This is a genomic window from Rossellomorea sp. ABR4_012 (genome assembly GCF_056159545.1).
Map to the genome: position 1 here is coordinate 1 of NZ_JBSWVK010000010.1, position 25,919 is coordinate 25,919.

At 40.8% G+C, this 25,919-nt stretch carries 27 protein-coding genes; 8 read left to right on the plus strand and 19 right to left on the minus strand.

Annotated features, from left to right (window positions below; all coding sequences use genetic code 11):
* Positions 1–111 precede the first annotated feature (111 nt).
* The 5 genes from mntR to ACXAFV_RS22335 form a co-directional block, all read right to left on the minus strand.
* Positions 112–528, minus strand: coding sequence for a transcriptional regulator MntR (mntR, locus tag ACXAFV_RS22315; RefSeq protein ID WP_446243364.1), 417 nt, complete (start codon positions 526–528; stop codon positions 112–114).
* A gap of 79 nt (positions 529–607) precedes the next feature.
* Positions 608–1,486, minus strand: a complete 879-nt coding sequence (locus tag ACXAFV_RS22320) for a metal ABC transporter permease (protein ID WP_446243365.1) — start codon at positions 1,484–1,486, stop codon at positions 608–610.
* Positions 1,476–2,774: a metal ABC transporter permease gene (locus ACXAFV_RS22325; RefSeq protein WP_475129744.1), complete on the minus strand. Its 1,299-nt coding sequence runs from the start codon at positions 2,772–2,774 to the stop codon at positions 1,476–1,478. The genes ACXAFV_RS22320 and ACXAFV_RS22325 overlap by 11 nt, the downstream gene beginning before the upstream one ends.
* 14 nt (positions 2,775–2,788) lie before the next feature.
* Positions 2,789–3,535 (minus strand): metal ABC transporter ATP-binding protein, encoded by a 747-nt coding sequence (locus ACXAFV_RS22330; RefSeq protein ID WP_475129746.1) that lies wholly within the window; start codon positions 3,533–3,535, stop codon positions 2,789–2,791.
* Between the two features lie 17 nt (positions 3,536–3,552).
* The gene (locus ACXAFV_RS22335) at positions 3,553–4,488 is read right to left on the minus strand and encodes a metal ABC transporter solute-binding protein, Zn/Mn family (RefSeq protein WP_475129747.1); all 936 of its coding nucleotides are present in this window, start codon (positions 4,486–4,488) and stop codon (positions 3,553–3,555) included.
* 467 nt (positions 4,489–4,955) lie between these two features.
* On the opposite strand from ACXAFV_RS22335, the gene cspD reads away from it, so the two are divergent.
* Positions 4,956–5,156, plus strand: coding sequence for a cold-shock protein CspD (gene cspD, locus ACXAFV_RS22340; protein WP_007084796.1), 201 nt, complete (start codon positions 4,956–4,958; stop codon positions 5,154–5,156).
* 78 nt (positions 5,157–5,234) lie between these two features.
* Here cspD and ACXAFV_RS22345 read toward each other — a convergent pair whose 3' ends face one another.
* Together ACXAFV_RS22345 and ACXAFV_RS22350 are read right to left on the minus strand one after the other, a co-directional pair.
* Positions 5,235–5,411 (minus strand): zinc-finger domain-containing protein, encoded by a 177-nt coding sequence (locus ACXAFV_RS22345; RefSeq protein WP_475129748.1) that lies wholly within the window; start codon positions 5,409–5,411, stop codon positions 5,235–5,237.
* A 70-nt stretch (positions 5,412–5,481) separates the two neighbouring features.
* Complete coding sequence (locus ACXAFV_RS22350) at positions 5,482–6,147, minus strand: reverse transcriptase-like protein (protein WP_475129749.1); 666 nt, start codon at positions 6,145–6,147, stop codon at positions 5,482–5,484.
* A gap of 83 nt (positions 6,148–6,230) precedes the next feature.
* On the opposite strand from ACXAFV_RS22350, the gene ACXAFV_RS22355 reads away from it, so the two are divergent.
* Both ACXAFV_RS22355 and ACXAFV_RS22360 read left to right on the plus strand, forming a co-directional pair.
* Positions 6,231–6,911 (plus strand): queuosine precursor transporter, encoded by a 681-nt coding sequence (locus ACXAFV_RS22355; protein ID WP_475129750.1) that lies wholly within the window; start codon positions 6,231–6,233, stop codon positions 6,909–6,911.
* A gap of 27 nt (positions 6,912–6,938) precedes the next feature.
* Positions 6,939–7,325: a reverse transcriptase-like protein gene (locus ACXAFV_RS22360; protein WP_475129798.1), complete on the plus strand. Its 387-nt coding sequence runs from the start codon at positions 6,939–6,941 to the stop codon at positions 7,323–7,325.
* Between the two features lie 147 nt (positions 7,326–7,472).
* Here ACXAFV_RS22360 and ACXAFV_RS22365 read toward each other — a convergent pair whose 3' ends face one another.
* Both ACXAFV_RS22365 and ACXAFV_RS22370 read right to left on the minus strand, forming a co-directional pair.
* Positions 7,473–7,778 (minus strand): DUF6123 family protein, encoded by a 306-nt coding sequence (locus tag ACXAFV_RS22365; protein ID WP_475129751.1) that lies wholly within the window; start codon positions 7,776–7,778, stop codon positions 7,473–7,475.
* Entirely contained in the window at positions 7,775–8,263 is a 489-nt protein-coding gene (locus ACXAFV_RS22370; protein WP_475129752.1) for a divergent PAP2 family protein, read from the minus strand. The genes ACXAFV_RS22365 and ACXAFV_RS22370 overlap by 4 nt, the downstream gene beginning before the upstream one ends.
* A gap of 116 nt (positions 8,264–8,379) precedes the next feature.
* On the opposite strand from ACXAFV_RS22370, the gene sspL reads away from it, so the two are divergent.
* Positions 8,380–8,517, plus strand: coding sequence for a small, acid-soluble spore protein L (sspL, locus tag ACXAFV_RS22375; protein WP_475129754.1), 138 nt, complete (start codon positions 8,380–8,382; stop codon positions 8,515–8,517).
* A 61-nt stretch (positions 8,518–8,578) separates the two neighbouring features.
* Here sspL and ACXAFV_RS22380 read toward each other — a convergent pair whose 3' ends face one another.
* The 5 genes from ACXAFV_RS22380 to ACXAFV_RS22400 all read right to left on the minus strand — a co-directional run bounded on the left by ACXAFV_RS22380 (position 8,579) and on the right by ACXAFV_RS22400 (position 16,381).
* Positions 8,579–9,475, minus strand: a complete 897-nt coding sequence (locus ACXAFV_RS22380; protein ID WP_475129755.1) for a 5'-3' exonuclease — start codon at positions 9,473–9,475, stop codon at positions 8,579–8,581.
* A gap of 142 nt (positions 9,476–9,617) precedes the next feature.
* On the minus strand, positions 9,618–10,448 hold the full coding sequence (locus tag ACXAFV_RS22385) for a sulfurtransferase (protein WP_475129756.1): 831 nt from the start codon (positions 10,446–10,448) through the stop codon (positions 9,618–9,620).
* A gap of 211 nt (positions 10,449–10,659) precedes the next feature.
* Entirely contained in the window at positions 10,660–14,295 is a 3,636-nt protein-coding gene (locus tag ACXAFV_RS22390) for a dynamin family protein (RefSeq protein WP_475129758.1), read from the minus strand.
* Positions 14,296–14,744: 449 nt separating this feature from the next.
* The gene (locus ACXAFV_RS22395) at positions 14,745–15,311 is read right to left on the minus strand and encodes an isoprenylcysteine carboxyl methyltransferase family protein (RefSeq protein WP_475129760.1); all 567 of its coding nucleotides are present in this window, start codon (positions 15,309–15,311) and stop codon (positions 14,745–14,747) included.
* Positions 15,311–16,381, minus strand: coding sequence for a type III polyketide synthase (locus ACXAFV_RS22400; RefSeq protein WP_475129762.1), 1,071 nt, complete (start codon positions 16,379–16,381; stop codon positions 15,311–15,313). Before ACXAFV_RS22400 ends, ACXAFV_RS22395 begins: the two co-directional genes overlap by 1 nt.
* Before the next feature lie 204 nt (positions 16,382–16,585).
* Here ACXAFV_RS22400 and ACXAFV_RS22405 point away from each other — a divergent pair, with 204 nt between their 5' ends.
* Entirely contained in the window at positions 16,586–17,038 is a 453-nt protein-coding gene (locus tag ACXAFV_RS22405; protein ID WP_475129763.1) for a chemotaxis protein CheX, read from the plus strand.
* Positions 17,039–17,089: 51 nt separating this feature from the next.
* Here the strand turns inward: ACXAFV_RS22405 and ACXAFV_RS22410 are convergent, their stop codons facing one another.
* Complete coding sequence (locus ACXAFV_RS22410; RefSeq protein ID WP_475129765.1) at positions 17,090–17,860, minus strand: SDR family NAD(P)-dependent oxidoreductase; 771 nt, start codon at positions 17,858–17,860, stop codon at positions 17,090–17,092.
* A gap of 419 nt (positions 17,861–18,279) precedes the next feature.
* Between ACXAFV_RS22410 and ACXAFV_RS22415 the strand changes: the two genes are divergently transcribed.
* From ACXAFV_RS22415 to ACXAFV_RS22425, 3 genes are read left to right on the plus strand one after another with little or no spacing between them, the layout of a single operon-like run.
* On the plus strand, positions 18,280–18,429 hold the full coding sequence (locus ACXAFV_RS22415; protein ID WP_475129767.1) for a cytochrome c oxidase subunit 2A: 150 nt from the start codon (positions 18,280–18,282) through the stop codon (positions 18,427–18,429).
* Between the two features lie 20 nt (positions 18,430–18,449).
* Positions 18,450–18,926: a cytochrome c oxidase subunit II gene (locus tag ACXAFV_RS22420; protein ID WP_475129769.1), complete on the plus strand. Its 477-nt coding sequence runs from the start codon at positions 18,450–18,452 to the stop codon at positions 18,924–18,926.
* 1 nt (position 18,927) lies between these two features.
* On the plus strand, positions 18,928–20,577 hold the full coding sequence (locus ACXAFV_RS22425) for a b(o/a)3-type cytochrome-c oxidase subunit 1 (RefSeq protein ID WP_475129771.1): 1,650 nt from the start codon (positions 18,928–18,930) through the stop codon (positions 20,575–20,577).
* A gap of 63 nt (positions 20,578–20,640) precedes the next feature.
* On the opposite strand, the gene ACXAFV_RS22430 is transcribed toward ACXAFV_RS22425, so the two are convergent.
* From ACXAFV_RS22430 to ACXAFV_RS22445, 4 genes are all read right to left on the minus strand, one after another.
* Positions 20,641–22,152 (minus strand): carboxypeptidase M32, encoded by a 1,512-nt coding sequence (locus ACXAFV_RS22430; protein ID WP_475129773.1) that lies wholly within the window; start codon positions 22,150–22,152, stop codon positions 20,641–20,643.
* A 110-nt stretch (positions 22,153–22,262) separates the two neighbouring features.
* Entirely contained in the window at positions 22,263–24,188 is a 1,926-nt protein-coding gene (locus tag ACXAFV_RS22435; protein ID WP_475129774.1) for an ATP-dependent DNA helicase, read from the minus strand.
* Between the two features lie 139 nt (positions 24,189–24,327).
* Entirely contained in the window at positions 24,328–24,507 is a 180-nt protein-coding gene (locus tag ACXAFV_RS22440; RefSeq protein ID WP_475129776.1) for a hypothetical protein, read from the minus strand.
* 86 nt (positions 24,508–24,593) lie between these two features.
* A complete protein-coding gene (locus tag ACXAFV_RS22445; RefSeq protein WP_475129780.1) occupies positions 24,594–25,745 on the minus strand; it encodes a THUMP domain-containing class I SAM-dependent RNA methyltransferase in 1,152 nt (383 codons plus the stop codon).
* Between the last annotated feature and the right edge of the window lie 174 nt (positions 25,746–25,919).

The window sequence follows — 25,919 nt, forward strand, 5'->3', positions numbered from 1 at the left end:
GGCGGCTAGAGGCTCGAGGTCATAAGCCATGCCATCCAAGAAGGCAAAGAACGCCTTCGTGGCCGGTTCGCCTTATACCACCCGCCTCTATTCAAAGCCCCTCCGCTTTTCTTATTCACTTCTACTTTGAACATCCCTTAAATCTTCAAGCCTTTTTTCTTCTTCTTCAAAAAACTGTACCAGGTCACCGATCCTGTCAATGGAATCCCAGCTTAAGTGATGTTCAATGCCTTCTACATCTTCATATATATGTTCTTCCTTTACACCGATCACCCGAAGGAACTGCTCAAGGAGCTCATGTCTGTAAACTAAGCGTTTTCCTATTTTATTCCCCTTTGGAGTCAGTACGAGCCCACGATATTTTTCATATACCAGGTAGTCATCTTTATCTAACTTCTGCACCATTTTTGTCACTGAGGAGGGATGTACGGTTAAAGCTTCAGCTATATCAGATACTCTCGCATACCCTTTATTCTCAATTAACAAATAGATCTGTTCTAAATAGTCTTCCATGCTTGGTGTAGGCATTCTGCACCCTCCAAATTCCCATAAATATCAATAAAAGTTTACTATAAGAACAGGATGAATACAACCCGGATACTTTATATCACTCTTCAGACAACCTTCTTTGATTGAGGAATTTAGATACTAAGCCGTACTTTGGTGAAAGCATCCATACAATCAGGAATACTATGCCGGCAGCGACTGCCATCGCACCAGAAATGGAAACGTCGAATATCTTTGCTCCATAATATCCCGCAATACTGTCAAAGATTCCAATAGCTCCGCTTAAGAAAAGCATCACTACATATCTGTCTGTCAACAGATAAGCAGTAGCACCCGGGGCAATCAACATGGCAACCACCAGAATCGCTCCCACACTGTCAAATGCAGAAACCGTCGTCACCGAGACTAATCCCATCAAGATATAATGGATGGCTAAGACGGGGATGCCAATGGCTGCGGCCATATTGGGATCGAATGAAGTTAACTTAAATTCCTTGAATAAAAGCAAAATGACTGCAACATCGATAATCAGAATGGATCCAAGCATAACAACAGACTTAGGTATTGCCCCCAGGAATGGTATTGATATGGTGTTCCACGGAACAAATGCAATCTCACCCATCAGTGCATGCTCAACGTCCAGATGAACATTTTTAGCAAATAAGGATATGAGGATGACACCAAGGGCGAACAGGGAAGTAAATACTACACCGATTGCAGCATCTTCCTGGATACCGCTAGAATTCAATAGCTGTACGATAAAAGTCGTCAATAGTCCAGCCGCAGCTGCCCCGATAAGCATATTGAAACCATTCATACTTTGACTGACGATGAAGGCCATTACCAGTCCAAGAAGAACCGTATGACTAATTGCATCAGCAAGCATCGACATCTTTCTAAGTATCAAAAAACAGCCGATGACCCCGCATGATAATCCTACCAGGCTGCCTGTCAGGAGAATCCAAAGTTCATAGCTCATACCCCTGACCCCCTCTCTCAGCACGGACTTTTATGTTCAGAAAAGGATTTTGACTATAAATTTCCGACATTTTCAATTGCAGCTTCCTTAATTGATCCTTTGATAAAGCTTCTTCTTCTTGCTCCTCGATCCAGTTGATGTCAAGTGATCCTAGTTCACTGGGATACATTTCTTTCAATTCAATAATTTCATCCACAAACCTGAATTGTTCAGCTTTCATAGAACCTGAATCCGTAATGCAAATTTCGCCATCTGATTTAGTTATATAAGCGTTTTTCACAAGGTGATTAATGACTCGCGCAAATCGATATTTTGATATATTCGTCTCCTGGAAAAGGGAGGCTTCTCTGATCGTTTCTCTTCTCAGAGCATAAACTTTCTTCAAAACGAAACGAATGGCTAAGCGATCATCGTTCCTTGTTCTTCTCAGGATAATCGAAATCAGCCCTCTTTTAGGTGAAAACAGCAAGGAAAAGATGAAAATGACAGTTGCGGTCAATACGATGAATGGACCTGTCGATAAACCTTTACCCAATGTACTGATCAATGTGCCCGCTGCTCCTGATAGTCCGCCGACTATTCCTGAAATAATGACCATCGTACGCAGTGAATCAGTCCAGTATCTGGCTGATATTGCCGGTGTAATCAGCATGGCTGCCATCAAGATGACCCCTACAGCCTGTATACCGATCACTACGGTAATCACCAAAAGGGAGACGAATAAAAAATTCAGGAATCCCACGGGGAGGCCGATCCCCCTTGCAAATTGAGGGTCAAATGTACTAACTTTAAATTCCTTAAATAACAGTGTTGTGATGACAATTAATGCAGCTGCTGTCAGGCCCATCAATTGTACATCTCTTCCTACGAGGGAAGCTGCCTGACCGAAGATGAAATCATCCAAGCCGCTCTGGTTTCCTGTAGGCATCTGGGCCACCTTTGTCAGTAATACGATCCCTAATCCAAAAAAAACCGACAGAACCAAACAAATCGCAGTGTCTTCTTTGATTCTCGTTGTATTTGTAATCAATTGTATCGTATAAGCTGCCAGCAATCCGGTTGCGGCAGCACCAATCAGTAATACGAAGAAATTCTTTTCACCAATGAACATAAAAGCAAAGCAAATACCAGGAAGCGCGGCATGGGCAACGGCATCCCCTATTAAACTTTGTTTCCTTAAAAGCGCAAAACTTCCTAATACCCCGCTTGCAATCCCCAGCAGTAATGTACTGAGCAATACCCATTGTGTGTTTCCATCAGTTAAAAGAGATTGCCACAAATGACTCATTCTACTCACCTCTCTTATGGTTGAATCAGCATTTTATCCTTTTCCAGGAAGGATAAATTCCCGCCGTAGGTCAGTTGTAAGTTATCTACATTGAACACATCCGCAGTTGGTCCGTATGCAATTGTCTTTCTATTCAGCAGAAGCGTCCAGTCAAAATATTCCGTAACTGTCTGAAGGTCATGATGAACAACCAGTACAGTCTTTCCCTGTTCCTTCAATTCGTTCAATAACGAAATGATGGCTTTTTCAGTTGCCGCATCCACCCCTACAAATGGTTCATCCATAAAATAAACCTCTGCTTCCTGGGCTAGTGCCCGTGCAAGGAATACTCTTTGCTGCTGGCCTCCTGAAAGCTGGCTGATCTGTCTTGAGGCAAATTGAGTCATCCCTACCTTTTCAAGACACTCCATAGCGTAGGCAACATCCTTCTTGGATGGTCTTTTAAACCAGCCTAAATGTCCATATCTGCCCATCAACACAACATCAAGGGCATTTGTTGGGAAATCCCAGTCAACTGATCCCCTCTGCGGGACATACCCAACTTTCTTACTCTTAGGAGAATACGGTTTATCAAATATTTTGATATCACCGGATGACCGGGGAATCAATCCCAGAATAGCTTTAATCAATGTCGATTTTCCTGCGCCATTTGGACCTACAATCCCGATCAGTTTCCCTTTCGGAACAGAAAATTCTACATCCACAAGCACTGGTTTTCTATGATAAGCAACGGTCAAACCCTTAATTTCCACTGAATTCATGAATGATCCTCCTTACATTACTTTAATGCGTCAACAATCGTATCGACATTATGACGGTACATTCCGATATACGTACCTTCCTCTGTTCCTTCTTTCCCCATGGCATCAGAGAATAATTCTCCTCCGATACTCACTTCATGTCCTTTATCCTTTGCTCCTGCTATGACTGCGTTGATCGATTTCTCTGAGATGCTTGATTCCACGAATACAGCTTTGATATTCCTGTCCACAAGTGTATTTACAAGCGATTGTACATCTGCGAGACCATATTCTGCATCTGTACTTAAACCTTGCAGTCCCATGACTTGAAGATCATATTTTGCACCAAAATAGTTGAACGCATCGTGAGCTGTAACTAGAACTCTTTGCTCTTCCGGGATGGTAGACATCTCTTTTTCAGCATATGATTTCAGCTCATCCAATTCCGCAAAATACTTTTCGGTATTTTTAATATAATCCTCTTTGTTATCCGGATCTTTTTTAATTAAACCGTCACGTACTTGCTCCAATGCTATTTTCCATAGGTCAATATCAAACCATACATGTGGATCCATTGCTGTATTGTCCGCTGCATCTTTTCTCAGCTTATCCTTAGGGATGCTGTCTGCTATCGCATATGTTGGTTTTTCTTCATTCATTTTTTCAAAAATTTCAAGCATCTTCCCTTCTAGATGAAGACCGCTGTAAAAAATGATATCTGCTTCTTGAAGTTTCCCGATATCTGATTGTTTCGCTTTATATAAGTGAGGGTCTACACCAGGTCCCATTAAACTGTGAACTTCTACATGATCTCCTCCGATATTTTTTACAGCATCCCCGATTTGCCCGATTGTTGTGGTAACCACTATTTTATCGTTCGACTCTTTACCCGCTGTCGTTCCGCATCCAGAAAGGATCAGCCCTCCCATTAAAATAATGATCATTCCGATAAGTACCATTAATCTTCTGTTCATGTTTAATCTCCTCTCTCACTGTTTATCTCGATTTTTATTCCGCTACCTCTAACCTATTCAGGAAGTTTATATATGTTCACCTTTTTTTACATCAGCAATTTATTTTTAACTAAGTTATAAATTTTCGCTGTTGCAACAAAAGTTTCCTTAGTGCAAATTTTATTTCCTTATTCAATATCTGTCAACCAAATCTGAAGAAAAAATTTTGAATACTTCACTGTTCCTTAAATGGTTACTGTTCTTTCGCCTTATCCAATCAACGTATCCTATTAGTTCTGCTTAATTTTTTAAAAATTTCCGCAAAATAAATTTCGGGGATGTTGACTCTAAAATTCTCATATTGTATAGTAAAGACATCATTGAAGTGGGGCGATTTTTAGTGCTAATGCAGTGGAAGTCAACATTTCATGATAAATATTTTCCAGAAGCACCATGGTGCTTGATCGATTTAGGAGGATTAGAAGAATATGCAAAATGGTAAAGTAAAATGGTTCAACAACGAAAAAGGATTCGGCTTTATTGAAGTAGAAGGCGGAGACGATGTATTTGTACATTTCTCAGCAATTCAAGGCGAAGGTTTCAAGTCTTTAGAAGAAGGTCAAGAAGTTTCTTTCGAAATTGTTGAAGGTAACCGCGGACCTCAAGCTGCTAACGTAGTTAAATTATAGTCAAACCCATATATGAAAAAAAAGCGGACGATTTTTAATCGTCCGCTTTTTTCATTCTTACCGTTATGCTCTTACAATTCACTTTAATTTATCTCCGTAAAGCTTAATTTGTTCCCCGACCGTACATTCTTCGATGCAGAAACGATGGGCACGTGCTTTACCGAATTCCTTGCGGAAAGATGCTTTAAGCAAGCAGTCGCTGCAATAGGTGTCGATTAGCTCATCCACTTTATCAACTACTTGTCTGCGGTCCATTCCATCACTCCTAAACTTCTTCCATCTTTCGATTTGTTTGTATTTATAGAATATATTATATGGCCTGAATTTATTCTATCCTTTTATGACTGTGCACTTCAGTACCCAATAAAGCCTGGTTCGCGAGCTTATCCGCTTCCTTGTTAGCATTTCTGTTCAAAATATCGAATGTTATGTTCAATTTCAACTTGCCGATGAGAGCTTCTATTCGATCGAGCCATCTGTTTAACCCTTCATCAAAGCACGGCCATTCCCCTTCAAGCTGTTTCAATACAACTTGTGAATCTCCTTTGATTGTACAAGGTGCATTTTTCACACCAATCTCTTCAAGGAGGAGAAGGGCGTTATGCAATGCGGCATACTCCGCTTCATTATTATTCTCCAGCTCTTCAAGTTTTTCATTTTTACGGATCCTGAAACGTTCATCACCTTTATCATAATAAATGACCATTCCAATACCGGATAGAGTTTTAGCCTTATCAAAACCGCCATCAAAGTAGACGACGATATTTTCAGGTTCTTTATCTAACTCCTGATTTAATTTGATAAATTCTTTCCTGGTCCAGGAATTTCCCATTTCATCGATGATTTCAAGGTCGATGATTCTTCCCGTTTTCATTAAATCATCAACATGAATCATGGTTTCCTTCCTTGAAAACCATGTGGATTCAAACCAAATGTCGCTGCTGGTTTTACTTGCATATTTGAACTTCAGCTTCATCTTCAAAGTGATCACTCTCTTTCACCTGGAGTCTTCATTGTTTAACATTTCTTTTATTTGTATAATGGAGATTATTGTTTGTAAAAAGGAGGGTTCCCATGTTTAATATTTGGTTTGGTCTCTTGTTTGTCCTCATCACATTCTCACTTTTACTCATTATGTATAGAATGTTCGGACGGACAGGACTATTCGTTTGGATTGGCGTATCAACCATCCTTGCAAACCTGCAAGTGGTCAAAACCATCGAGATATTTGGTTTGACAGCTACTTTAGGAAATGCGATGTACGGATCGGCTTTCCTGGTAACAGACATATTAAATGAACGGTATGGAAAAAAAGAAGCACAAAAAGCTGTTTGGTTAGGCTTCTTCACTTTGATCATTATGACTATTATTATGCAGCTCGCTCTGTTATTTCAACCCCATCCAGAAGATATTTCTCAGGAAGCATTATCCACTATTTTTGGTTTGATTCCGAGAATAGCGCTGGGAAGTCTGGCCGCTTACTTGGTAAGTCAATTTGCCGATGTATATATTTTTTCATATTTAAAGAAAAGGTTCCCGTCAGATGCCCAGTTTTGGATACGTAACAACGGTAGCACCATGATCAGTCAGCTTCTCGATACGCTCGTATTTACCAGCATTGCTTTCTTGGGTACATTTCCTTTTGATATCTGGTTGGAAATTTTCATTACAACTTACTTATTGAAATGGCTGATTTCCATATTAGACACACCTTTTGGATATCTAGCTAAACGATTCCCTAAAGATATAAATTAAAACCTTCATTAAGGAGAGGTGGCATTGATGTTTGAAGTAAATATAGACGGGGCAAGCGCAGGTAATCCAGGTCCAAGCGGGGCTGGAATCGTCCTGAAACAAAAGGGGGAGCTGAAACATTTTTCTTTACCCCTTGGTGAAATGGATAATCATCTGGCTGAATTCACCGCATGTAAAAAAGCACTGGAACTTTGCTTGGAAAATCACGCACAAACGGTTTGGATCCGCAGTGACTCACAAGCCCTTGTACAAGCCGTGGAAAAAGAGTTTGTAAAGAGTTCAGCCTATAAACCTGTGTTAGCGGAAATATTGGAGCTTTCAAAGAAAATCCCCCTGTTTTTTATAAAATGGGTGCCAAGTAAAGAAAACAAAATGGCTGATGAACTGGCAAGGAAAGCCATTCATTTAAATTAAAGGGCTTTTACGGATACGAACCCACTTCACGGAAAAAAGGAGGCCAGACCGGCACTCCTTTTTGTTTTGTTTCTGTGAAACACAGCAGCCCATTTCCGTGCATGACTAACATAGAGAAGCAACAATCTATTATTAAGCAGCTTTCTCCTATGCAAGTCCTTGATGGGCCATCCATTGTAACGCTTCTTTCCTTGAGGTGATCTTCTGGGAATGAAGACGTTCTAATATAGACATATAAAAGCTTGAGTCAAACTGTTTTTGAGCTTTTAATGTAATCTCGATTGCACTATTCACTAATTCATCAGATGCATCGGTGTATTTTTTCCCGAAATATATAAATCCAATTGCATCTTCCTGAAATTTAAATCCCCTGTTTTCCAAATCAATGAGAAAATCTTCAGTTGTTTTTTTCACTTTTCTCCTCACCCTAATTACAGCATTGTCTTCTTTCATCTTACAAAAAAATTTTTTCCTTGCCTATCCTTTTTTGATATCAAAAATCCCAATGTCCCCATAATCAATCCTAATAGTGCGCCCCCTACCACCTCTTGAGGCTGATGTCCAAGCATTTCTTTCAGGCGCTTAGGTTTCTTCTCTTCAAATTCGACCGATTCTTTCTCATGTGCTTTTCTGACAAGCTCATCTAAACTATTCACTTTAAGCGTCAATTCACCCGTTTGCCTTCTTATCCCCTGAGCGTCATACATGACGATCAATCCGAAGACAAAGGAAAGAGCAAAATCAATCGTTTTCACTCCTTTTTTCAATGCAATAAAAGTGGTTAAAGAAGCAACTCCGGCACTGTGAGAGCTAGGCATACCGCCTGTCTGAAAAAACAGTTCAGGTTTCCATTCCTTCTTTTTTATATAATGAAGCGGGATCTTGAAGCCTTGAGCCAAAAAGATACTCAACAAGGCTGTCAGTACACCTTTATTCAAACCCTATACACCTCCCTTATCATTAGTCTGTCCAAAAATTCCTGTCTGCATGGGATAATTTTAATGAACAACACGCAAAATAATGATGTATGTATCTTGTTTTGGGAGGCGTTACAATGAGCAAAAATGATAATAAAAATAAAGGAAAAATAGCAGGCAGTGTCAATCCGCAGGGTAATGCAGCGGATACAGAATTTGCACAGGAACCAAAGAGCAAGTTAGAGAACGCAGCTAAAAAGCTGAATACAAAGTAGTCATCTGCTGCGTTTGCTATTGAAATAAAGAGTCAGGTTTGCAACCTGACTCTTTGTATACTTAACTGGATGCAATTAAAGATTCGGCAGTTAAGAGGAATCTTCTCAGTACTTTTAATTCAAGCTCTTCGATATACGATATAGAAGTATGCGATACATGACTCCAAACAGCATTTTCAATCGAAAGGGGAAGTGGGACCTCACAATGAATCTGGGCTAATTTCCTTGAAACGTGCAGCATCTCCAAATCTGATTCAATTTTCTTTCGCTGGGAAGGGGTTAATTTATCAAGGTTATTCAAGATACCGGGAATATCTTCGTATTCCTGTATCAGCTTTACAGCCGTTTTCTCTCCTATTCCCTTGACACCAGGATAACCATCGCTAGTATCACCCATTAATGCTTTTACATCAATAAACTGCGTTGGCGTAATTCCGCGTTCTTCGATAAACAGGTCCGATGTGTAGGTCTGATAGTTTCCAAACCCTTTTTTCAATAGCATGATCTCAATATTTTCATCAAGAAGTTGAAGTAAATCCTGATCCCCGCTTAAGACCGTCACCTTGCGTTCCTTGTGATGTGCCTTCGCGAGAGTACCGATACAGTCATCAGCTTCAAAGCCGGGTACTCCCACGTTTACCAAATTGAACCCTTCCGCCACTTCTTTTGCCAGATCAAATTGGGGAATAAGCTCAACCGGAGGAGCATTACGATTGGATTTATACTCAGTATATACCTCGTTGCGGAACGTTTGGCTTCCCATGTCCCAGCAAACCAGGATATGGGACGGTTTAACGTGATCGACCGCCATTAAGAGGTGCTTCATGAAACCTTGTACCCCGTTGGTCGGCAGCCCTTGGGAATTCATCATGAATTGGCCTGTTACAGCTGTAGCGAAAAATGACCGGAATAAGAGCGCCATCCCATCTATCAGTAATATGTGTTCATCTTTTTTCATTTCATCCACTCCTGCCTGTTACTAATCAGTCCGATTTACACTTGCTTCAGTTAAAAGCAATCCTATAAAAGTATAACATATTTTCATTCACTCCCCATTGGAAAAGAAAACAAGCCTGTAAATTTACAGGCTTGTTCCATCATCACTGCTTGTCCACTTTATGATGTTCGTATGATACCCAATCGCTGTAGCTTCCGACGTACAATCTCACATCCTGGAATCCAGCTTCCAATAGGGAGATGATGTTAGGTGTCGCAGTTACACCCGATCCACAATAAACAACGATGCGACTATTTCTGTCAATGTTTTCAAACCGCTTTTTCTGCCGCTCTGAATCCAGGAAGAATCCTTTGTCTACTCCTTCTGTCCAAGGAGCATTGATTGCTTTCGGGATATGACCGGGAATCCGGTCGATCGGCTCCTCTTGACCCAAATAGCGTTCCTCACTGCGTGAATCTAGTAATACCGCCTGGCTCTTCCCTTCGGATATGCGCTCCACTTCCTCTAACGATGAAAGCATGTCTTCATTGAATGTCGGGGTATAACTCCTTTCACCATAGTCAGGAATAGAGACTTGTGTTTCGTATCCCCTTTCCTTCCAGGCTTTAAATCCACCGTTCAATACAAATACATTCTCATGCCCCAAGTAACGAAACAGCCACCAGCATCTGCTTGCAAAAGCACCCTCCTCCTGATCGTATGCGATAATCATTGATTCATTATCGATGCCTGCGTTTTCTATTTTTCTGAGGAGGTTTTTCATATTGGGAAGGGGATGACGGCCTCCATGTTCTTTTACATGACCCGACAGATCTTTTTCAAGGTCAAAATATACCGCACCCGGAATATGCGCTTTCAAGTATGATGTCTTACCGGCTGATGAATCCCCCAAGGAAAAGCTGCAGTCGATCACTCTCACATTTCTATCGTTCAGATGATTCTTTAACCAATCCACACTTTTAACAAAACGCATTAAGATATCCCCCTCTTTTTCATCAAGTCCTTTACAGCTTCCTTCGGTTCCCAGCAGGAAAATTGATACGAAGTCTTTGTCTCATAACCCAGGCGGGAACAAACATAGGTGGTCTTTGAATTGTTAAATGATTTATTCGCCCGGATGTGGATGCAGGTGGCACAGCAGTGAAATGGATTGTCTCTCAACACTTTCACCCTCTCCTAAGGTATTAGGTTGATTCCTCTTCAAGCCATTTAAGTTCGTTGCGAAGCTTTTCAATATCTTGAACATTGCTCAACGCTTCGATATTCGAATCGATTTGTTCAAAGGCCTGTGCTTTTACTTCTTCATTCAGTTTCTTGAATTTAACTCTAATATCCTGTTCACTCCAGGACTTCAACCTTTGTTTTTCATTCCTTAAATATTCATCTGCCGGATCATGAAGTTTCTTCTCCAGCTCTTCCTGAATTTCTTTCTTTCCACCCTTCTCAAGGAATTGCTTAGGGTTCTTGAATGTGGAAAATGCCCCTTTAAATCTATCCAGACTGATATTCTTGAATGCTTGTTCAAACTCGATGGCTTCTTCATTTTTATAATCAGTGGAAGAAAGCATAATTCCGCTATTCATTTCTTGAATGATTGATTCTAATTCATTCCACTGAGCTTCAAGCTGCTTCCCGATAAATTGCTGAACCCTTAAAGAAGTCGCTCTCAGTTCCTGGGATAAATCAAACCCGACACTTGAAATAAATTCTCTCAATCCGATTTGTAAAGCCTTGGCAACGTTCGGTTCATTCATGAAGAGTCCTGAATGGAAAGCCTCTTTATAAAAATCGGAGACCCTGAAAAACACTCGTTGTTTCAAATAATAAATCAACTCATCCAATTCCTGTTCCACTTCTGCTTCCATTGCGTCGGAAGTTCTTGTATCAAGAAATTCCTTCACAACAGATTTCGTATGCTGCAGCTCAGTAATCCGATGCTGTTTACTCCATTGGTCGCTTGAAGCGGCCTCAATATAATGCTTTAAACGCTTGATGCCTTTCTGCCATTCACTAATTGCAGAATCCACACTCATACTGACAAGTTCGTGCCGTATGAAGGAATCGAATTCTTGTTTGAAAATTTCCATGCCGGTCGATTCCTCCTGATTTTCCAGGGCCAGCAAAGACGAAACCCCAAATATCCTCGGGAAGCGGATTCCATATTGAATCAACTGATTTTGAACATATTCTATTACTTCATTCTTTTCTTCATCATTTTTAGCGAGGTCGATCGCATTTACGATAAAGAACATTTTATCGAGTTCAAATGTATCTTTTACCCTCCCTAACTGAATGAGGAATTCACGGTCTGCTTTAGCAAACGCATGATTATAGTAAGTGACAAATAAAATAGCATCAGCATTTTTAATATATTCGAAGGCAACCCCCGTATGCCGGGCATTGATTGAATCAGCTCCTGGCGTATCAACCAATGTGATACCTTTCCTGGTTACATCACAGTCATAGTACAGGTCGATTGATTCCACAAAACAGGATTTGGTTTCATCAGCTACATACCCCTTATAATCCTCTAGGCTGACAGTGATTTTTTCACCTAAACAATGTTTGAATTCATCAAACCCCTTATAAAATGCCGCTAGAAATGAAAGATGGATCTTTTCTTTGGCATCCCCTTCTGCTTCATCAAGGAGCCTTGGTATGATTCTCAATGCTTCCTCTACATTGGAAATGCTTCTTTCAAAGAACGAAAGTGAATGGGAAAGGTCCTGAAATAGCTGTTCTTCGCATTTAATTTGTACATCTGCTGTTTCATGGTGATGCTTGTCGGTTACAGGCTTAATCCGGTTAATAGATGCAGTTGTAGGATTTGGACTGACAGGTAATACCTTTTTGCCAAGAAGTGCATTGGCAAATGATGACTTGCCTGCACTGAAAGCCCCGAATAATGCAATGGTAAATGTTTGATGGGCAAGTCTTTCTTTCTTCCCTTCCAAAATATCGGCTATCTTAGTAAATCCTTGCAGGTTTTTAAACACGTGGGTCATACGATCAAGTCTGTCTATGGCATCTTCAACGGAAACCTGTGATTCCTTATTGTCCTGGTACTCTAATGGTATTAGGTCCTTTTCAACCAAGGTTTCAGTGTCAGGCACAGCCCCGGCATTCTCCATTTCGGATGCCTCAATATACTGATCATCCTTTTCATTCCACCGTACTACCCATTTCTGAATCATGTCTTCTTTCTTATCTGACTCTGCTGCATGCTCCAGCTTTTCCATTTGCTTAAGCTTTTCATCCTCGAGGAGCTTCCATTTATGCACATACACTGTTTTTTGACGAAGAGCCTGAAGCCTATCCTGAAGTTGGGTCTGTTTGCTTTCTGAATCATTCCCGAGATGTTTTAAGTTGCTTTCTACTAAATCATTCGTTTGTCTTCTGGCATTTTTCTTTAAATCTTCTGAAAGATTATCACAATACTGCAGTACGTAATCACCCGTAACCTTGGCACCGGGTTTTATCAATCCAGTCAAATAATCCTCATCCACTTTTAGGGATAAATTCTCCCAACCTTCCAGGAGGGTCGATGAAGATGCATTATTTTTCTTTAATAATGACTTTCCGAGTGTCTTCAAATGCCAATCGAGCTGTGTTTCGATTCTGTTGTTCACTTCTTGTTTGAAGGCTTGAGCTCTTCGTACTTTTTCTTCTTCAGTTTTTTGCTTTGAAAACAGGAAACCGACTTTAAAATCAGCCTGCTGGCTTTCTAAAAACTCCTTTGCAAGGTCTCTTGTCTCAAAAGGCATTAAATATGCATTCTTTAAGATTTTATTTCTATCATCCTCAAAAGCCTGCCGTATCTCGCTGCTGTCGGTCTCACTTAATTCGTCCAGAATTCTTTCTTCTTCGAGAAGCAGACTGTCTTTATTTCTCCACTCTTCTTCAGAAAGATGTTCTTCGCCTTCTTGCATGACATGATGCTGCTGTTCTTCATACCAATTTTTATGTTCATGTACAAGTTGTGACATGGCTGACCGGGCGGAGGATTCGATCAATGCCTCCTTCTCTGTCACCTGTTTCTTTATTAGTTCACGAAGGTCTTCAGCTTGATTATTTTCATTCTCCAAATCCTTTAGACTGGTATAGAAAACCCCATCGGGGACTACTCCCCAGGAAGCGAAGGAATCACTGACACCTTCCTTGAAACTCTGAAGGGATAATTCCTCGTCCTGGTGCTTATCAATTTGATTTACTACAAGGTACAGCTTCACTCCATGACGCTTCAATTCTTTGGTGAATTGAAAGTTCACTTGTGATTGAACGTGGTTGTAATCCATTACATAAAAAACCGCATCCGCCAAATGGATAGCTGATTCGGTTGAAAGCCTGTGGGCGTCGTCAGTACTATCGACCCCTGGTGTATCCAGCACAGAAACCCCTTCCGGCAAGGATGTGTTACTTCTGCCTATTTCTACGGAGTAAACATCGTCCCCGTTCCTGCAGAATTCTTTGATCGTCGAATACTCAAATGGTGCCTTGAAATAAACCGGCTTACCTGTATGATAGTGAATTTTAGCATAATCCTCCCGGGACTGATGCACTTTCACCAGGTTCGCACTAGTTGGTATTGGGCTTGAGGGAAGAATTTCTTCACCCATCAGGTAATTGATCATGGTCGATTTTCCAGCAGAGAAATGCCCGCAAAAAGCCAATATAAACTCTTCCCTGTAGATTTTTTCTGCCAGTCTTTCAACTTTTCGGGAACGTTCTTCATCCCCCTTGTCTCGAAATATCTCATCGTATCCTGCCAGCTGGTGAAGGATTGTATGTAAATAGGTACTTTGTTGATCAATGCGGCTCATGTCTAAGGTCCTTTCTCTTTCAAAAAATGATAACGCTTTTATTTTATCGTATTTAAAGGGATTTCTCTATGGTTTGATATTTATCTTTTAAGACCATCTCTTTATCATATTCATTTTTCCGTAACTTGGGACGAAGATATTTAGGCAAAAAAAAAAGCCTCCTTCAGTATTAGGAGACTATCTGGACGATTCTGTTGTTATAAGATTGGCTGGAACAAAAGATTGGGCATTAGTTTGTGTAGACGCTTTTTTCTGAACCGGCTGTCGATCCTTCATGACATTCGACAAGACGTATTTCATTATGAAGCCATATGTAACCACTGTCAGCAAAATAAGAAACCAAACCATTTCATTCCCCACCTTTAACTATATTTGGACGCGCAATTGAGAATAATTTTCATGTTCAATTACATCGTATCAAAAACGATAATCATTTTCAATAAATATTTTCATTTTTCTTTCTTGACTGTTCCAATCCATCCCGGCGTCCCTAAATGGACACGTTCATAATCCGTCTCATTTTTTAATGCCTGTTCTTCCACCGTTATTCTGGTGAATAGAATCAGCTGGTTGAGAAGGGCAAAAATGATCAGCGTCCAATAAGCATTGAATAGTATTGGAATTATGGCTAACTCAAGCGTAACGATAAGATAATTAGGGTGTCTGAACAGTTTATAAGGACCTGTGGCCACTACCTCTGTATTCGGCAGGACGATGATTTTTGTGTTCCAGTACTTTCCAAGGGAGGATATGACCCATATCCTCCCGGCTTGAGTGAGAAAAAATCCAGCAAGCAGGTACTTCCAAAGAGGATGAACGCCCGAATGAAAAATTCCTCCCTCTATTAATAATGAAACAAAAAAAGCAAAGTGAATCATCACCATGGCACGATAATGACCTTGTCCGAACTCCTTCGCTCCCCTCTTTTTCATCCATATTTCGTTTTTCCGTGCAATCACTAATTCAACTAAGCGCTGAATGATCAGTATGGTAAAGAAAAGAACAAAAAATTTCATCATTCCCACCTCATCAGTACTAATTCCGAGCTGAAACCCGGACCTAACGCAGTTCCCAAGCCGATATCACCTATTTGGCACTGGTCTTTCAGAAATTCCTTCAGCACATAAAAAATAGTCACCGATGACATATTGCCGAATTCCCTCAGCACCCTCATTGAATGGCTGGTCATGTTGTCGTCAAATCCCAAGGCATCCTGATATGCCTCAATCACTTTTTTTCCACCGGGATGTGCTACAAAATGTTTAATCTCTTCCATTCTTATTCCCTCTGCATGGATAAATTCTTCTACATTGGGCCTCAGCCAATTTTTCACAAGTGATGGAATATCTTTTGAAAAAACAACATATAGACCTTCATTTTTGATATTCCAGCCCATCACATCAAGAGAGTCCTTTAGAGTGGTGGATTGTGTAGCAAATATCGAGGGAAGGGGGGTGCTTATGTTTTTGATCGCTTGGCTATCGTTTCCACATACAAGGGTACATGCCACCCCATCAGCAAACAATGATGTCCCTACTAAGTTACTCTTTGAACGGTCACCGTGCTGAAATGTCAATGAACATAACTCGATCGACAGGACTAACACATTCGATTGCGGAAACGCCAGGCAGTATTCATACGCCCTGGATAATCCTGCAGCTCCACCTGCACATCCCAAACCCCATATTGGAATACGCTTTACGTGGGAAGGGAATGGCAGGATATTCATGATCCTTGCTTCAATGCTCGGTGTCGAGAGCCCAGTAGTGCAAACAGTAAATATGGCTTCTATATCTTCATACTCAACTTGACTATTCTTCAAACATTTTTCGATCGCCCTGCTCCCCATTTCTACAGCATGTTGAATGAAAAGATCATTTTTTTCCTGAAAAGAATGTGTAGTAGAAAACCACTCAAGATCATTAACAAAATACCTGCTCTCAATTTCTCCATTTTCAAATATGGGAAGCAGTCTATCTATATCCTTAAAACTTTCCGAAAATAAATTACGTGCAAATTCTGCTGCTTCAGATTGAGTGATTTTATAAGGCGGGATTTCTGTTTCGACTGCAAGAATTTTAGGCATTACAACCATCCTCCTTATCTTTTTTCCATGTAAGGATAGCTTTACCATAATATGAAAGAACATGTATGGAAACTATTCACGGTGTACAGTTTGTGATTCTTAAGGAATCCCTGTTTAAAAGTTTTCATCCCAGTCAAGAATACAAGACTTTTATCATGGTAAATATGGTATAATTATTTTTGACAAATTTCCGGAGGTTTCGACATGCCCTTAACCAGCAGTATCGCGGATTTAATGAACAACTTTATCACTGCTTTAAAAGGGGTGATTCCGTTAGAAGTAGCCGTTTATGATCCAGTCTCCCTTACGGAGCCATATAACCAGCATGACATTGGTGTATTAATCGGGATGACCGGAGATATTCGTGGCAGATTCGTCATCGACGGAGATCAGGAAGGTTTCCAAGCTCTGGCGGCTTCTATGTTCGGAATGCCTTTAGCAGGTGAAATGCTTGAGTCTTTTGTCGGAGAATTGGGAAATATGATCGTTGGGAACCTCGCGACCTCAATCGCACAAAGCGGGCATGACGTAGATATTACTACACCGACCGTCATCGTGGGAGAATCAAAGCTGTTCGGTTTTCAACAAGCTATACAGCTTCCTTTGACTATCGAGAATGTTGGGGATTTTCTCATTCTCTTAATGATTGAAGCTTGACCGTAAAAAAAGCGGACGATGTATACGACCGCTTTTTTGCATTTTATAAGATCAAAAGCCTTGAATCGTCATGCCCCCATCGACAAACAACGTCTGGCCTGTCACATAATTACCCGCATCCGATGATAAGAACACTGCCGGACCTACCAATTCCTGCAATTCACCAATTCTTTTTAATGGCGTGACCGCTAATATATCATTTACATACTCCTGCTTCTTAAGGAGCTCTTTCGTCAGAGGTGTTTTGAAATACCAAGGCCCTATGCTGTTGACGTTAATATTGTACTCTCCCCATTCAAATGCTAAAACCTTAGTCATCTGGATCATTGCAGCTTTTGTCGCTGCATAAACAACCCCTGTCCGTAGAGCGACATGACCTGCAACAGACGAGATATTGATGATTTTCCCCTTTCCATGCTCTTTCATATGATTTCCGATTTCCTGACTCATCATGAATGCAGATTTCAAATTGGTGTCCATGATCGTTTTCCATTCTTCATCTGTCACTTTAAATGCATTAGACCTGATATTCATTCCTGCGTTATTAATTAATATATCAATTGTCAAACCTTGTTCTTCTATGTATTGAACTGCCTCTTGTATTTCCTCCCTGGATGTTACATCTGTAGGCAATATATAAGCATGACGTCCCAACTCATGTATGCTGGCCGCCGTTTCTTCCAAGTCTGCTCTCGTACGTGACAACAGGACTACATCTGCCCCTGCTTCTGCCAGTCCGATACTTAAAGCCCGTCCTATCCCGCGGCCTGCCCCGGTGATGACGGCTGTTTTATTTTCAAGCGAAAAAGAAGGCAAATACATTTCACTCACTCCAGTCTTTTTTAACTCTTCTATATCTTATCATAATTCCCTCACTTTCCTTTATAACCTTATTCCTTTTTATCTGGTTGAGAATGGACTTGTATAAGAATCTTAGTTTCTGCTATCTCTCCGCAATAGGTACATCTCATTTTCTCGTTATAAATTTGACAGCACTTTACACAGTAATATTTCTCCACATTATCTGCCTCCCGACAACTGATTAATACAGTTTATGAAGCATATTTTACATTGGAACGGGAGAATTCTCCCCTTTTACAACTAACTGTGTGACAAACTTCACATTTATTTCACAATTACCCCTATAAGGTGTGACATTTATCACAGATGGACTACTGCTCTTAGAATTATGATTAGGGTAATCAAGAAGGTCACCTCAAATGGTGAAAGGAGTGAGCATTGTGGCAAATCCTGAATTGAACAAAAAAACTGAAACCAAAGTGGAAGATTCATCTACCCTGAAAGGGACTTTCACTTCCGTATTACTGCTGGGAGGGTTCCTGGTCATTTCATGGATTGGAGTATTTTTACTATTCATTAACCGTTTTTAAGGAAGAAGGAGTGATTGAACATGCACATGCATCGTTATGAAAAATGGTGGTTGACTCTTGGAACCGGCTCTCTTATTATCTTTTTAATTATTTTAGGTATCAGTGCTTTTCATCAAGGTCATCAGCCTCCCAGTGCCAAGGCTTATATTAACCCTGAACAAGTGGATGCGATAGCACCTTTCGATCAGCCCGGACTGAAAAAAGTGGAAGGAAAAGAATGGGATTACGAACTTGTCTTTGTAGCTTCCACATTTTTATATAATCCTGGCGAAGTCGAAGTGCCTAAGGGATCTACGTTGAAAATAATCGCTACGACCAAAGACGTGATTCACGGCTTTGAAGTAGCAGGTACGAACATAAATATGATGCTAGAACCGGGATACATCAGTGAATATACCACTACATTGGATAAGACCGGAGAATTTTTAGTGGTATGCAATGAGTACTGTGGAGTTGGTCATCATACGATGAAATCCATGATTAAGGTGGTGGACTAAAATGTCTGAACGTTTTATCAAAATTGACACGAGAGACGGAAAGCTTGCGATGGCACATATCTATGTAGGATTTATCGCATTGGCACTTGGAGGACTGGCAGGTTTATTACAAGTTTTGGTCCGTTCTGGAAGTTTTACTTTACCTGCAGGAATCGGGTATTATCAAGTACTTACCGTACATGGGGTATTACTTGGGCTTGTATTGACCACATTCTTTATTTTAGGTTTTCAACATGCTGCTATATCAAGAACCTCAGGCACTTATTCAGGTACTTCCCGTCTATTAGGCTGGCTTGGCTTCTGGATAATGCTGCTTGGGACAGCAATGGCAGCTGTGATGATTCTGCTAAACGAAGCGACCGTACTTTATACTTTTTATGCGCCTCTTAAAGCTCATTGGATCTTTTATCTGGGATTGACCTTCGTGGTAGTCGGCAGCTGGTTAGGTGGAGCAGCTATGATCATGAAATATGTACAGTGGCGTAAACAGAACCCTGGCGAATCCAGTCCACTCCTGACATTCATGGCTATTATCAATATGGTTCTATGGATCGTTGCTACTTTAGGAGTGGCAGGAACCGTTTTATTCCAGCTCCTCCCATGGTCTCTGGGCCTGGTTGAAAGAGTTGACGTCCTTATCAGCAGGACTTTATTCTGGTATTTCGGCCATCCACTTGTTTATTTCTGGTTATTGCCGGCCTATATGGCATGGTATGTCATCATTCCGAAGATCATCGGAGGAAAGATTTTCTCTGATTCACTTGCAAGATTATCATTTGTGTTGTTTCTTTTATTCTCTATACCTGTCGGCTTTCACCATCAGCTGGTAGAACCGGGAATTGATGCTTTTTGGAAGTTTTTACAAGTCGTTCTCACATTTATGGTTGTCATACCTTCCTTAATGACTGCATTCTCCTTATTTGCTACCTTTGAAATGTATGGACGCTCAAAAGGCGGCTATGGATTATTCGGCTGGTTCAAGAAGCTCCCTTGGGGAGATGCCAGATTTACGGTGCCATTTATAGGTATGGTTGCATTTATCCCTGCAGGTGCTGGCGGATTGATCAATGCTTCCAATCAGATGAACCAGGTCGTCCACAATACCATCTGGGTTACCGGCCACTTTCACTTGACACTGGCAACCTCAGTGGTGTTAACGTTCTTTGGGATTTCTTATTGGCTTGTCCCTCACTTGACAGGTCGGGTCTTGACGAAAGCAATGAATAAAATGGCCATCGTTCAGGCCATCGTATGGTCAGTCGGAATGGGTATCATGTCCGGCGCAATGCATGCAGTAGGTTTATTAGGTGCACCAAGACGTTCTTCCTTCTCTACTTATGGGGATGCACCACAGGCACTTGACTGGATTCCTTATCAGGTTGCACAAGCGATCGGAGGTACGATTCTCTTTATCGGAATCATTCTCGTCATATACATCTTCATTAACCTGGCATTCTTTGCACCGAAGGGAGAAGAGGAGTTCCCAATTGGTGAAGTAGCAGACGGTGCAGAAAAAACACCGATGGTTCTTGAAAATTGGAAAATCTGGCTCACAGTCCTTGCTGCTCTCATCCTTGTAGCGTATACAGTTCCATTTATGGATATGTTCCAGAATGGTCCTCCGCCTTCAAAAGGATTCAGAGTCTGGTAAAATCAAAAGATAAGCTCATAAAACAGACCGCTTCTATAATACAGAAGCGGTCTTTCATTATTATTAAAGTGAATATACTTCCGAATACTTTTCAATTAAATAATCTGCCAGATGGGAAGCATTCAACCCTTCCCCTGTCACCTCATTAAGGATTTCCAGCGGCTTCTTCATTTTGCCCCATTGATGCACATGGTCTGTCAACCATTCTTTAATAAGGGTAAGATCGCCTTTTTCCAGAAGGTCATCAAAATCAGGAATATCTTTTTCCATCGCTTTTCTGAATTGGGCCGCATACATATATCCAAGTGCATATGAAGGGAAGTACCCGAAGCTGCCTCCTGCCCAATGAACATCCTGAAGGACTCCTTCACCATTATGAGAAGGTTTGATCCCAAGGTATTCTTCATACTTTTGATCCCAGATCTGAGGCAGATCCTTCACCTCGATTTCATCGTTGAACAAACCTTTTTCAATTTCGTAGCGAATGATGATATGTAACGCATAGGTTAGTTCATCTGCTTCAATCCTTATCAATGACGGCTTTGATTCATTGATCGCTTTGTAGAATTGGTGAATATCCACTGAGTCGAACTGTCCGTCAGCATGTTGTTTAAGCAGTTCATAATTTTGTTTCCAAAAAGAATAATTTCTTCCTACAAAATTTTCATAAAACAAAGACTGTGATTCGTGAATTCCCATTGACGTTCCTGAGCATAAAGGAGTACCGATCAATTTTTTCGAGATGTTCTGTTCATATAGGGCATGTCCCCCTTCGTGAATCGTCCCGAATACAGCCGTTCTCCAATCACTTTCATCGTACTTGGTTGTTACCCTTACATCCCCCGGATTTAATCCGATTGCAAATGGATGAACGGTTTCATCCAGTCTTCCCGAGTTGAAATCATATCCCATTTGCTCCAGGATTTTTAAACTGAATTCCTTTTGTTTCTCTTTTGAGAAGTGTTCGAAAAGAAAATCAGTATGCGGTTTGTTTTCAGATTCTGAAATTTTATGTACTAACGGTACGATCTTGTCTCTCAATTCACCGAATACCTTGTCCAGAACTTCTACCGTTACACCCGGTTCATACATATCCAGAAGAGTATCATATTTATTCTTTTCATAACCCCAATAATCTATGAATCGCTTCGTATAGGATACGAGTTGTTCCAAATAAGGCTGAAACATTTCAAAATCCGCTTTGGACTTTGCGTCTTCCCAAACATTTTCTGCTTTGGATTGCAAAACAACGTATTCCCTGTATTCAGAAGCCGGGATTTTTTTATTCCGGTCGTATTCCTTCTGGCATTCTTCAAGTAATTTTTGCGTCAGTTCATCAAGCTGATCTTTCTCTGGCGAAAGCTTCGCAAGGTAAGCCGCCATTTCATTGGAAGTGGACATCGCAAATAATTCGGATGACAGCATTCCGATAACTTCTGAGCGCTGTTCCACTCCATTTTTGGGAGCACCTGTCCTTAAATCCCAGAACATCAATCCAAGTGCTTCATTATACCCTGTCATTTTTTTGGCATAATCTAGAAAATTGTCTTTCATTTCTACTAATTCTTCTCTCATCTATAAGCCCCCTTAATAAACATCCCCTCTATTTTATCATATTTTTCTGACAAATACTTCTATAAAGAATCATAAAAAAAGAGCCGCCTTTATGGACGGCTCTCATCAGCTCAGACCTTCATCGTATCCACTTGGACAGGAAGAATTGATTTAACAAGTTTACTATATGAAGACTCTTGTTCATTTAATAATATATGGATCTTGCCGTGATCTTCACTTGTCCGGATCAAACGTCCGATTCCCTGTCTCATACGAAGAAGCATGTATGGAATATCCACTTCTTCCTCAGAGTTCCCGGCATGCTTTCGTTTTGCATCGAAAACAGGGTCTTTAGGAGGGAAGGGAAGCGATGCGATCACTACCTGTGTAAGGGATTCCCCTGGTACATCAAGGCCCTCCCATAAATGGTAAGAGCATAATACTGACGTGTGGTCATCCTGAAATTCTTCAACTGTATAACTGATTTCTTTGTCCCCTTCAAAGATTACCTTCCATTCTTGATTGGAATTGCTTAGATAAAAGTCCCTGAACTCGTTCATTTCTTCCTTTGATGAGAATAATAAAAGAGACTTCCCTTTATTTTGTTTCAATTGCTCCCATGCATATCGGAATTTCACTTCATTTCCGGAAAGGTTTTCAGGTACAAACACTTTCATCATTTCATCGTAATCGTATGGGGACTCAACCGAGAATTTTTCGAATTTTTCAATTCCGAGTGACTGTGCAACGTATGAAAAATCACGATTATATGATAACGTAGCAGATGAAAAGATGAAAGGAATATTTTGGGAGAACACTTTCGTTCGTAGTATTTCTTCCACCAGTCTCGGCATGACGACGAATGTATGCTCGTCCTCCGAAGCCTCGAGCCAGTATATTCCTTTTTCATCTTCAAGGAATAGCTTTATCGAATACTGAATCTGTTCCAGATATTCCTCAACTACCTTTAATAAATAATCATCCATTACATACATTTCCGATTCGAACACAAGTTCATTCAAAAGATTTTCAATGCTGTCCGTTAAAAGCCTTCCCTGTTCCAATACCTCAGAAGAACGAGTGATATATTGGCGAACCGTACCGCTTTCAGACCTCGCTTCTTTCTCTAATAACTCAAACCATTTTTCATTCGCGAGCATAATATCTTCAATCTGATATAGTGTCGTTTCCCTCATGTCAGATGCGGACAATCTTTCAAGCAGGCCTTCCAACGTTTCCATTCTCATGCGATAGGTCATCGCCTTCTGGGAGGCAAACTCCAATAAATGCCCTTCGTCAAAAACGACCGAACTTGCTTCCGGTAACAGCGGCAGCTGTCCTTCCCTTTTACGGGAGTCCTTCGTCCAAATATGTTCCATATAAAAGTCATGGGAACAAACAATCAGGTCAGCAGAGTTTCTATAATATTCTCTATTAAGAGTTTGTCCGCACCGGTGGCGGTAGACGCATGACATGCAATCCTGCATTGAATCCCAGCCGATTTCAGTCCATTCATCATCTGGCAAACCAGCGTACTCCTTGCGATCACCATAGTGGGTGAATTTGTTCATTGAATTGGTTTCGTGGACGAAAGCGGGCAGCCCCTCCCAAATTTCATGGAAGGTTTCGTTCATCGGCAGATTTTCCTCCAGCTTTTTAATACAAAGATATTGTTCTCTTGATTTAGCTAATCTGACATCTATATTCAATTCAAGTGCCTGCTCAAGCTTTTGGATGTCACCGTCTTTTTTCACAAGTTGTTCAATCAGTGTTTCATCTGCACATGCGATGATGGCAGGCTTGCCTGTATACCGGGCGTAGGACAATGCATACAATAGATAAACCAGTGTCTTACCTGTACCCACACCGGCTTCTGCAAACATGACTTGTTTCTGTTTGTACGCCTGGTTTAATTGAAACGCCATAAATACTTGCTCATCACGAAGATCGAACCCCTTTTCGGGTAAGATATCGTAAAATACATCTCCGACCCAATCTGAAAGTGCTTCGTAAAAGGATTGATCTTTCGATAAATTAAAGGGTAATTTCCTTTTCATATTGACCTCCTGCATCCCGCTGTACTATAAATCTATAAATTAGAAAATAATCACTATTCCAGAACCCAAATATCCGGACAAAAAAAAGAAACACTTCATACAAAGGGGATATTGCCATTTGTATGGAGTGTCCCTGGTTTTAATCGTAAATTCTATTTTGTCTAAGCAGTTCGTATTGAAATGCTTTATTTAGATTGACCTTTGCATTCATCAAGGTTTCATGTATGGTTTTAGTGCCATCATCATCCATGGAAATGGATGATAAGGAACCTTCCAATGCCTGATAAATTTTTTGATAATCCGTTAGAGAATGTTCCATCCCCTATTCACTCCCCTAAAAATGATAGCACTATTATACGCAGGGAGAGATGGAAATATTCTATTTCTCATTTATATTGTTGCTGTTTATGATTCATTCTTATCTTTCCTCGGAGGGCGAGGTCCCCAATATTGATAGTAATCCGTCCGGATGAAGCCGTTAAAGAGCTTCCGCTTCTTCGTGGCAGGTTTACCGTAAAACTGTTCAAAATCTTCATGTGAAGTCAGCATATATACAGACCAGGTATCAAGTTTTTCGAATGCCTGTCCCATATCTTTATACATCTTTTCAACCTCTGGTCTTTCCCCCAGTCTTTCTCCATAAGGAGGATTACCAACGACTACTCCGTACTCAAGGTCCGTAACAAAATCTTTCACTTGCATCTGTTTGAATTTCACCAGGTCTCCCAGTCCTGCCTCCAGCGCATTTTCTTTCGAAACATTCACCATCCTGTGGTCGATATCAGTTCCGATTATCTCAAGCGGCTGGTCATAATTCGCGAGATCTTCGGCTTCCATACGGGTTTTATCCCAGATATCATCTGAAATGAAGGACCAGTTTTCTGATAAAAATTCCCGATTGAAACCAGGAGCGATGTTTTGTCCAATGAGGGCTGCTTCAATGGGTATCGTACCCGAACCGCAGAAAGGATCGAGGAAAGGGCGTTCCGGATTCCAAGTTGTCAATTTAATAAGTGCTGCAGCAAGTGTCTCTTTAAGAGGAGCCTCACCCTGGCCGATTCTGTAACCCCTTTTGTGTAGGCCCTGCCCGCTTGTATCCAATGTAATGCTGGCTGTGTCTTTATGAAGGGCAACTTCAATTTTATACAGCGGGCCTGTTTCATCCAGCCAAGATGTGCGCTTATACGCTTTCCTTAATTTTTCTACAATGGCTTTCTTCACGATTGCCTGACAATCAGGAACGCTGTAAAGCTTTGATTTGACAGACTTCCCTTGAACAGGAAATTCAGCATCTTCCGGCAAGTAACTTTCCCAGGGAAGTTTTTTGGTGTTTTCAAACAGCTCATCAAAGGAATAAGCCTTGAATTCCCCTACCAGTATTTTGATCCGGTCAGCAGTACGAAGCCACATATTCGCTCTCGCAATTGCCGTTTCGTCTCCTTTGAAAATGACTTTTCCATTTTCCACTTCGCATTCATATCCCAAGTCCTTCACTTCTCTTGCTACAATTGCCTCCAGCCCCATAGCAGCAGTCGCAATTAATGTATATGTACCCATCTAATGCACCTCGTCCGTCTTTATTCTCTATATTATTATGGTCAATTTCATGTGAAAAATAGGCCGCCTTCTTTAATAGTGCTGTTTCCGTTTTTTATTCGAAAGAGCCATATGTAAAAACAAAAAATAAAAAGGACTGATACCAAAGGTAATGTATTACCTGAATGTATCAGT

Coding starts and splice junctions, on each gene's coding strand:
- ACXAFV_RS22365 (WP_475129751.1), bottom strand. CDS start 7,778: ATGAAAGAAGACAATGCTGTAATTAGGGTGAGGAGAAAAGTGAAAAAA.
- ACXAFV_RS22425 (WP_475129771.1), top strand. CDS start 18,928: ATGTCTGAACGTTTTATCAAAATTGACACGAGAGACGGAAAGCTTGCG.
- ACXAFV_RS22320 (WP_446243365.1), bottom strand. CDS start 1,486: ATGAGCTATGAACTTTGGATTCTCCTGACAGGCAGCCTGGTAGGATTA.
- cspD (WP_007084796.1), top strand. CDS start 4,956: ATGCAAAATGGTAAAGTAAAATGGTTCAACAACGAAAAAGGATTCGGC.
- ACXAFV_RS22325 (WP_475129744.1), bottom strand. CDS start 2,774: ATGAGTCATTTGTGGCAATCTCTTTTAACTGATGGAAACACACAATGG.
- ACXAFV_RS22430 (WP_475129773.1), bottom strand. CDS start 22,152: ATGAGAGAAGAATTAGTAGAAATGAAAGACAATTTTCTAGATTATGCC.
- ACXAFV_RS22435 (WP_475129774.1), bottom strand. CDS start 24,188: ATGAAAAGGAAATTACCCTTTAATTTATCGAAAGATCAATCCTTTTAC.
- ACXAFV_RS22390 (WP_475129758.1), bottom strand. CDS start 14,295: ATGAGCCGCATTGATCAACAAAGTACCTATTTACATACAATCCTTCAC.
- ACXAFV_RS22360 (WP_475129798.1), top strand. CDS start 6,939: ATGTTTGAAGTAAATATAGACGGGGCAAGCGCAGGTAATCCAGGTCCA.
- ACXAFV_RS22440 (WP_475129776.1), bottom strand. CDS start 24,507: ATGGAACATTCTCTAACGGATTATCAAAAAATTTATCAGGCATTGGAA.
- ACXAFV_RS22355 (WP_475129750.1), top strand. CDS start 6,231: ATGTTTAATATTTGGTTTGGTCTCTTGTTTGTCCTCATCACATTCTCA.
- ACXAFV_RS22405 (WP_475129763.1), top strand. CDS start 16,586: ATGCCCTTAACCAGCAGTATCGCGGATTTAATGAACAACTTTATCACT.
- mntR (WP_446243364.1), bottom strand. CDS start 528: ATGCCTACACCAAGCATGGAAGACTATTTAGAACAGATCTATTTGTTA.
- ACXAFV_RS22400 (WP_475129762.1), bottom strand. CDS start 16,381: ATGCCTAAAATTCTTGCAGTCGAAACAGAAATCCCGCCTTATAAAATC.
- sspL (WP_475129754.1), top strand. CDS start 8,380: ATGAGCAAAAATGATAATAAAAATAAAGGAAAAATAGCAGGCAGTGTC.
- ACXAFV_RS22445 (WP_475129780.1), bottom strand. CDS start 25,745: ATGGGTACATATACATTAATTGCGACTGCTGCTATGGGGCTGGAGGCA.
- ACXAFV_RS22335 (WP_475129747.1), bottom strand. CDS start 4,488: ATGAACAGAAGATTAATGGTACTTATCGGAATGATCATTATTTTAATG.
- ACXAFV_RS22420 (WP_475129769.1), top strand. CDS start 18,450: ATGCACATGCATCGTTATGAAAAATGGTGGTTGACTCTTGGAACCGGC.
- ACXAFV_RS22395 (WP_475129760.1), bottom strand. CDS start 15,311: ATGAAATTTTTTGTTCTTTTCTTTACCATACTGATCATTCAGCGCTTA.
- ACXAFV_RS22385 (WP_475129756.1), bottom strand. CDS start 10,448: ATGCGTTTTGTTAAAAGTGTGGATTGGTTAAAGAATCATCTGAACGAT.
- ACXAFV_RS22330 (WP_475129746.1), bottom strand. CDS start 3,535: ATGAATTCAGTGGAAATTAAGGGTTTGACCGTTGCTTATCATAGAAAA.
- ACXAFV_RS22380 (WP_475129755.1), bottom strand. CDS start 9,475: ATGAAAAAAGATGAACACATATTACTGATAGATGGGATGGCGCTCTTA.
- ACXAFV_RS22345 (WP_475129748.1), bottom strand. CDS start 5,411: ATGGACCGCAGACAAGTAGTTGATAAAGTGGATGAGCTAATCGACACC.
- ACXAFV_RS22410 (WP_475129765.1), bottom strand. CDS start 17,860: ATGTATTTGCCTTCTTTTTCGCTTGAAAATAAAACAGCCGTCATCACC.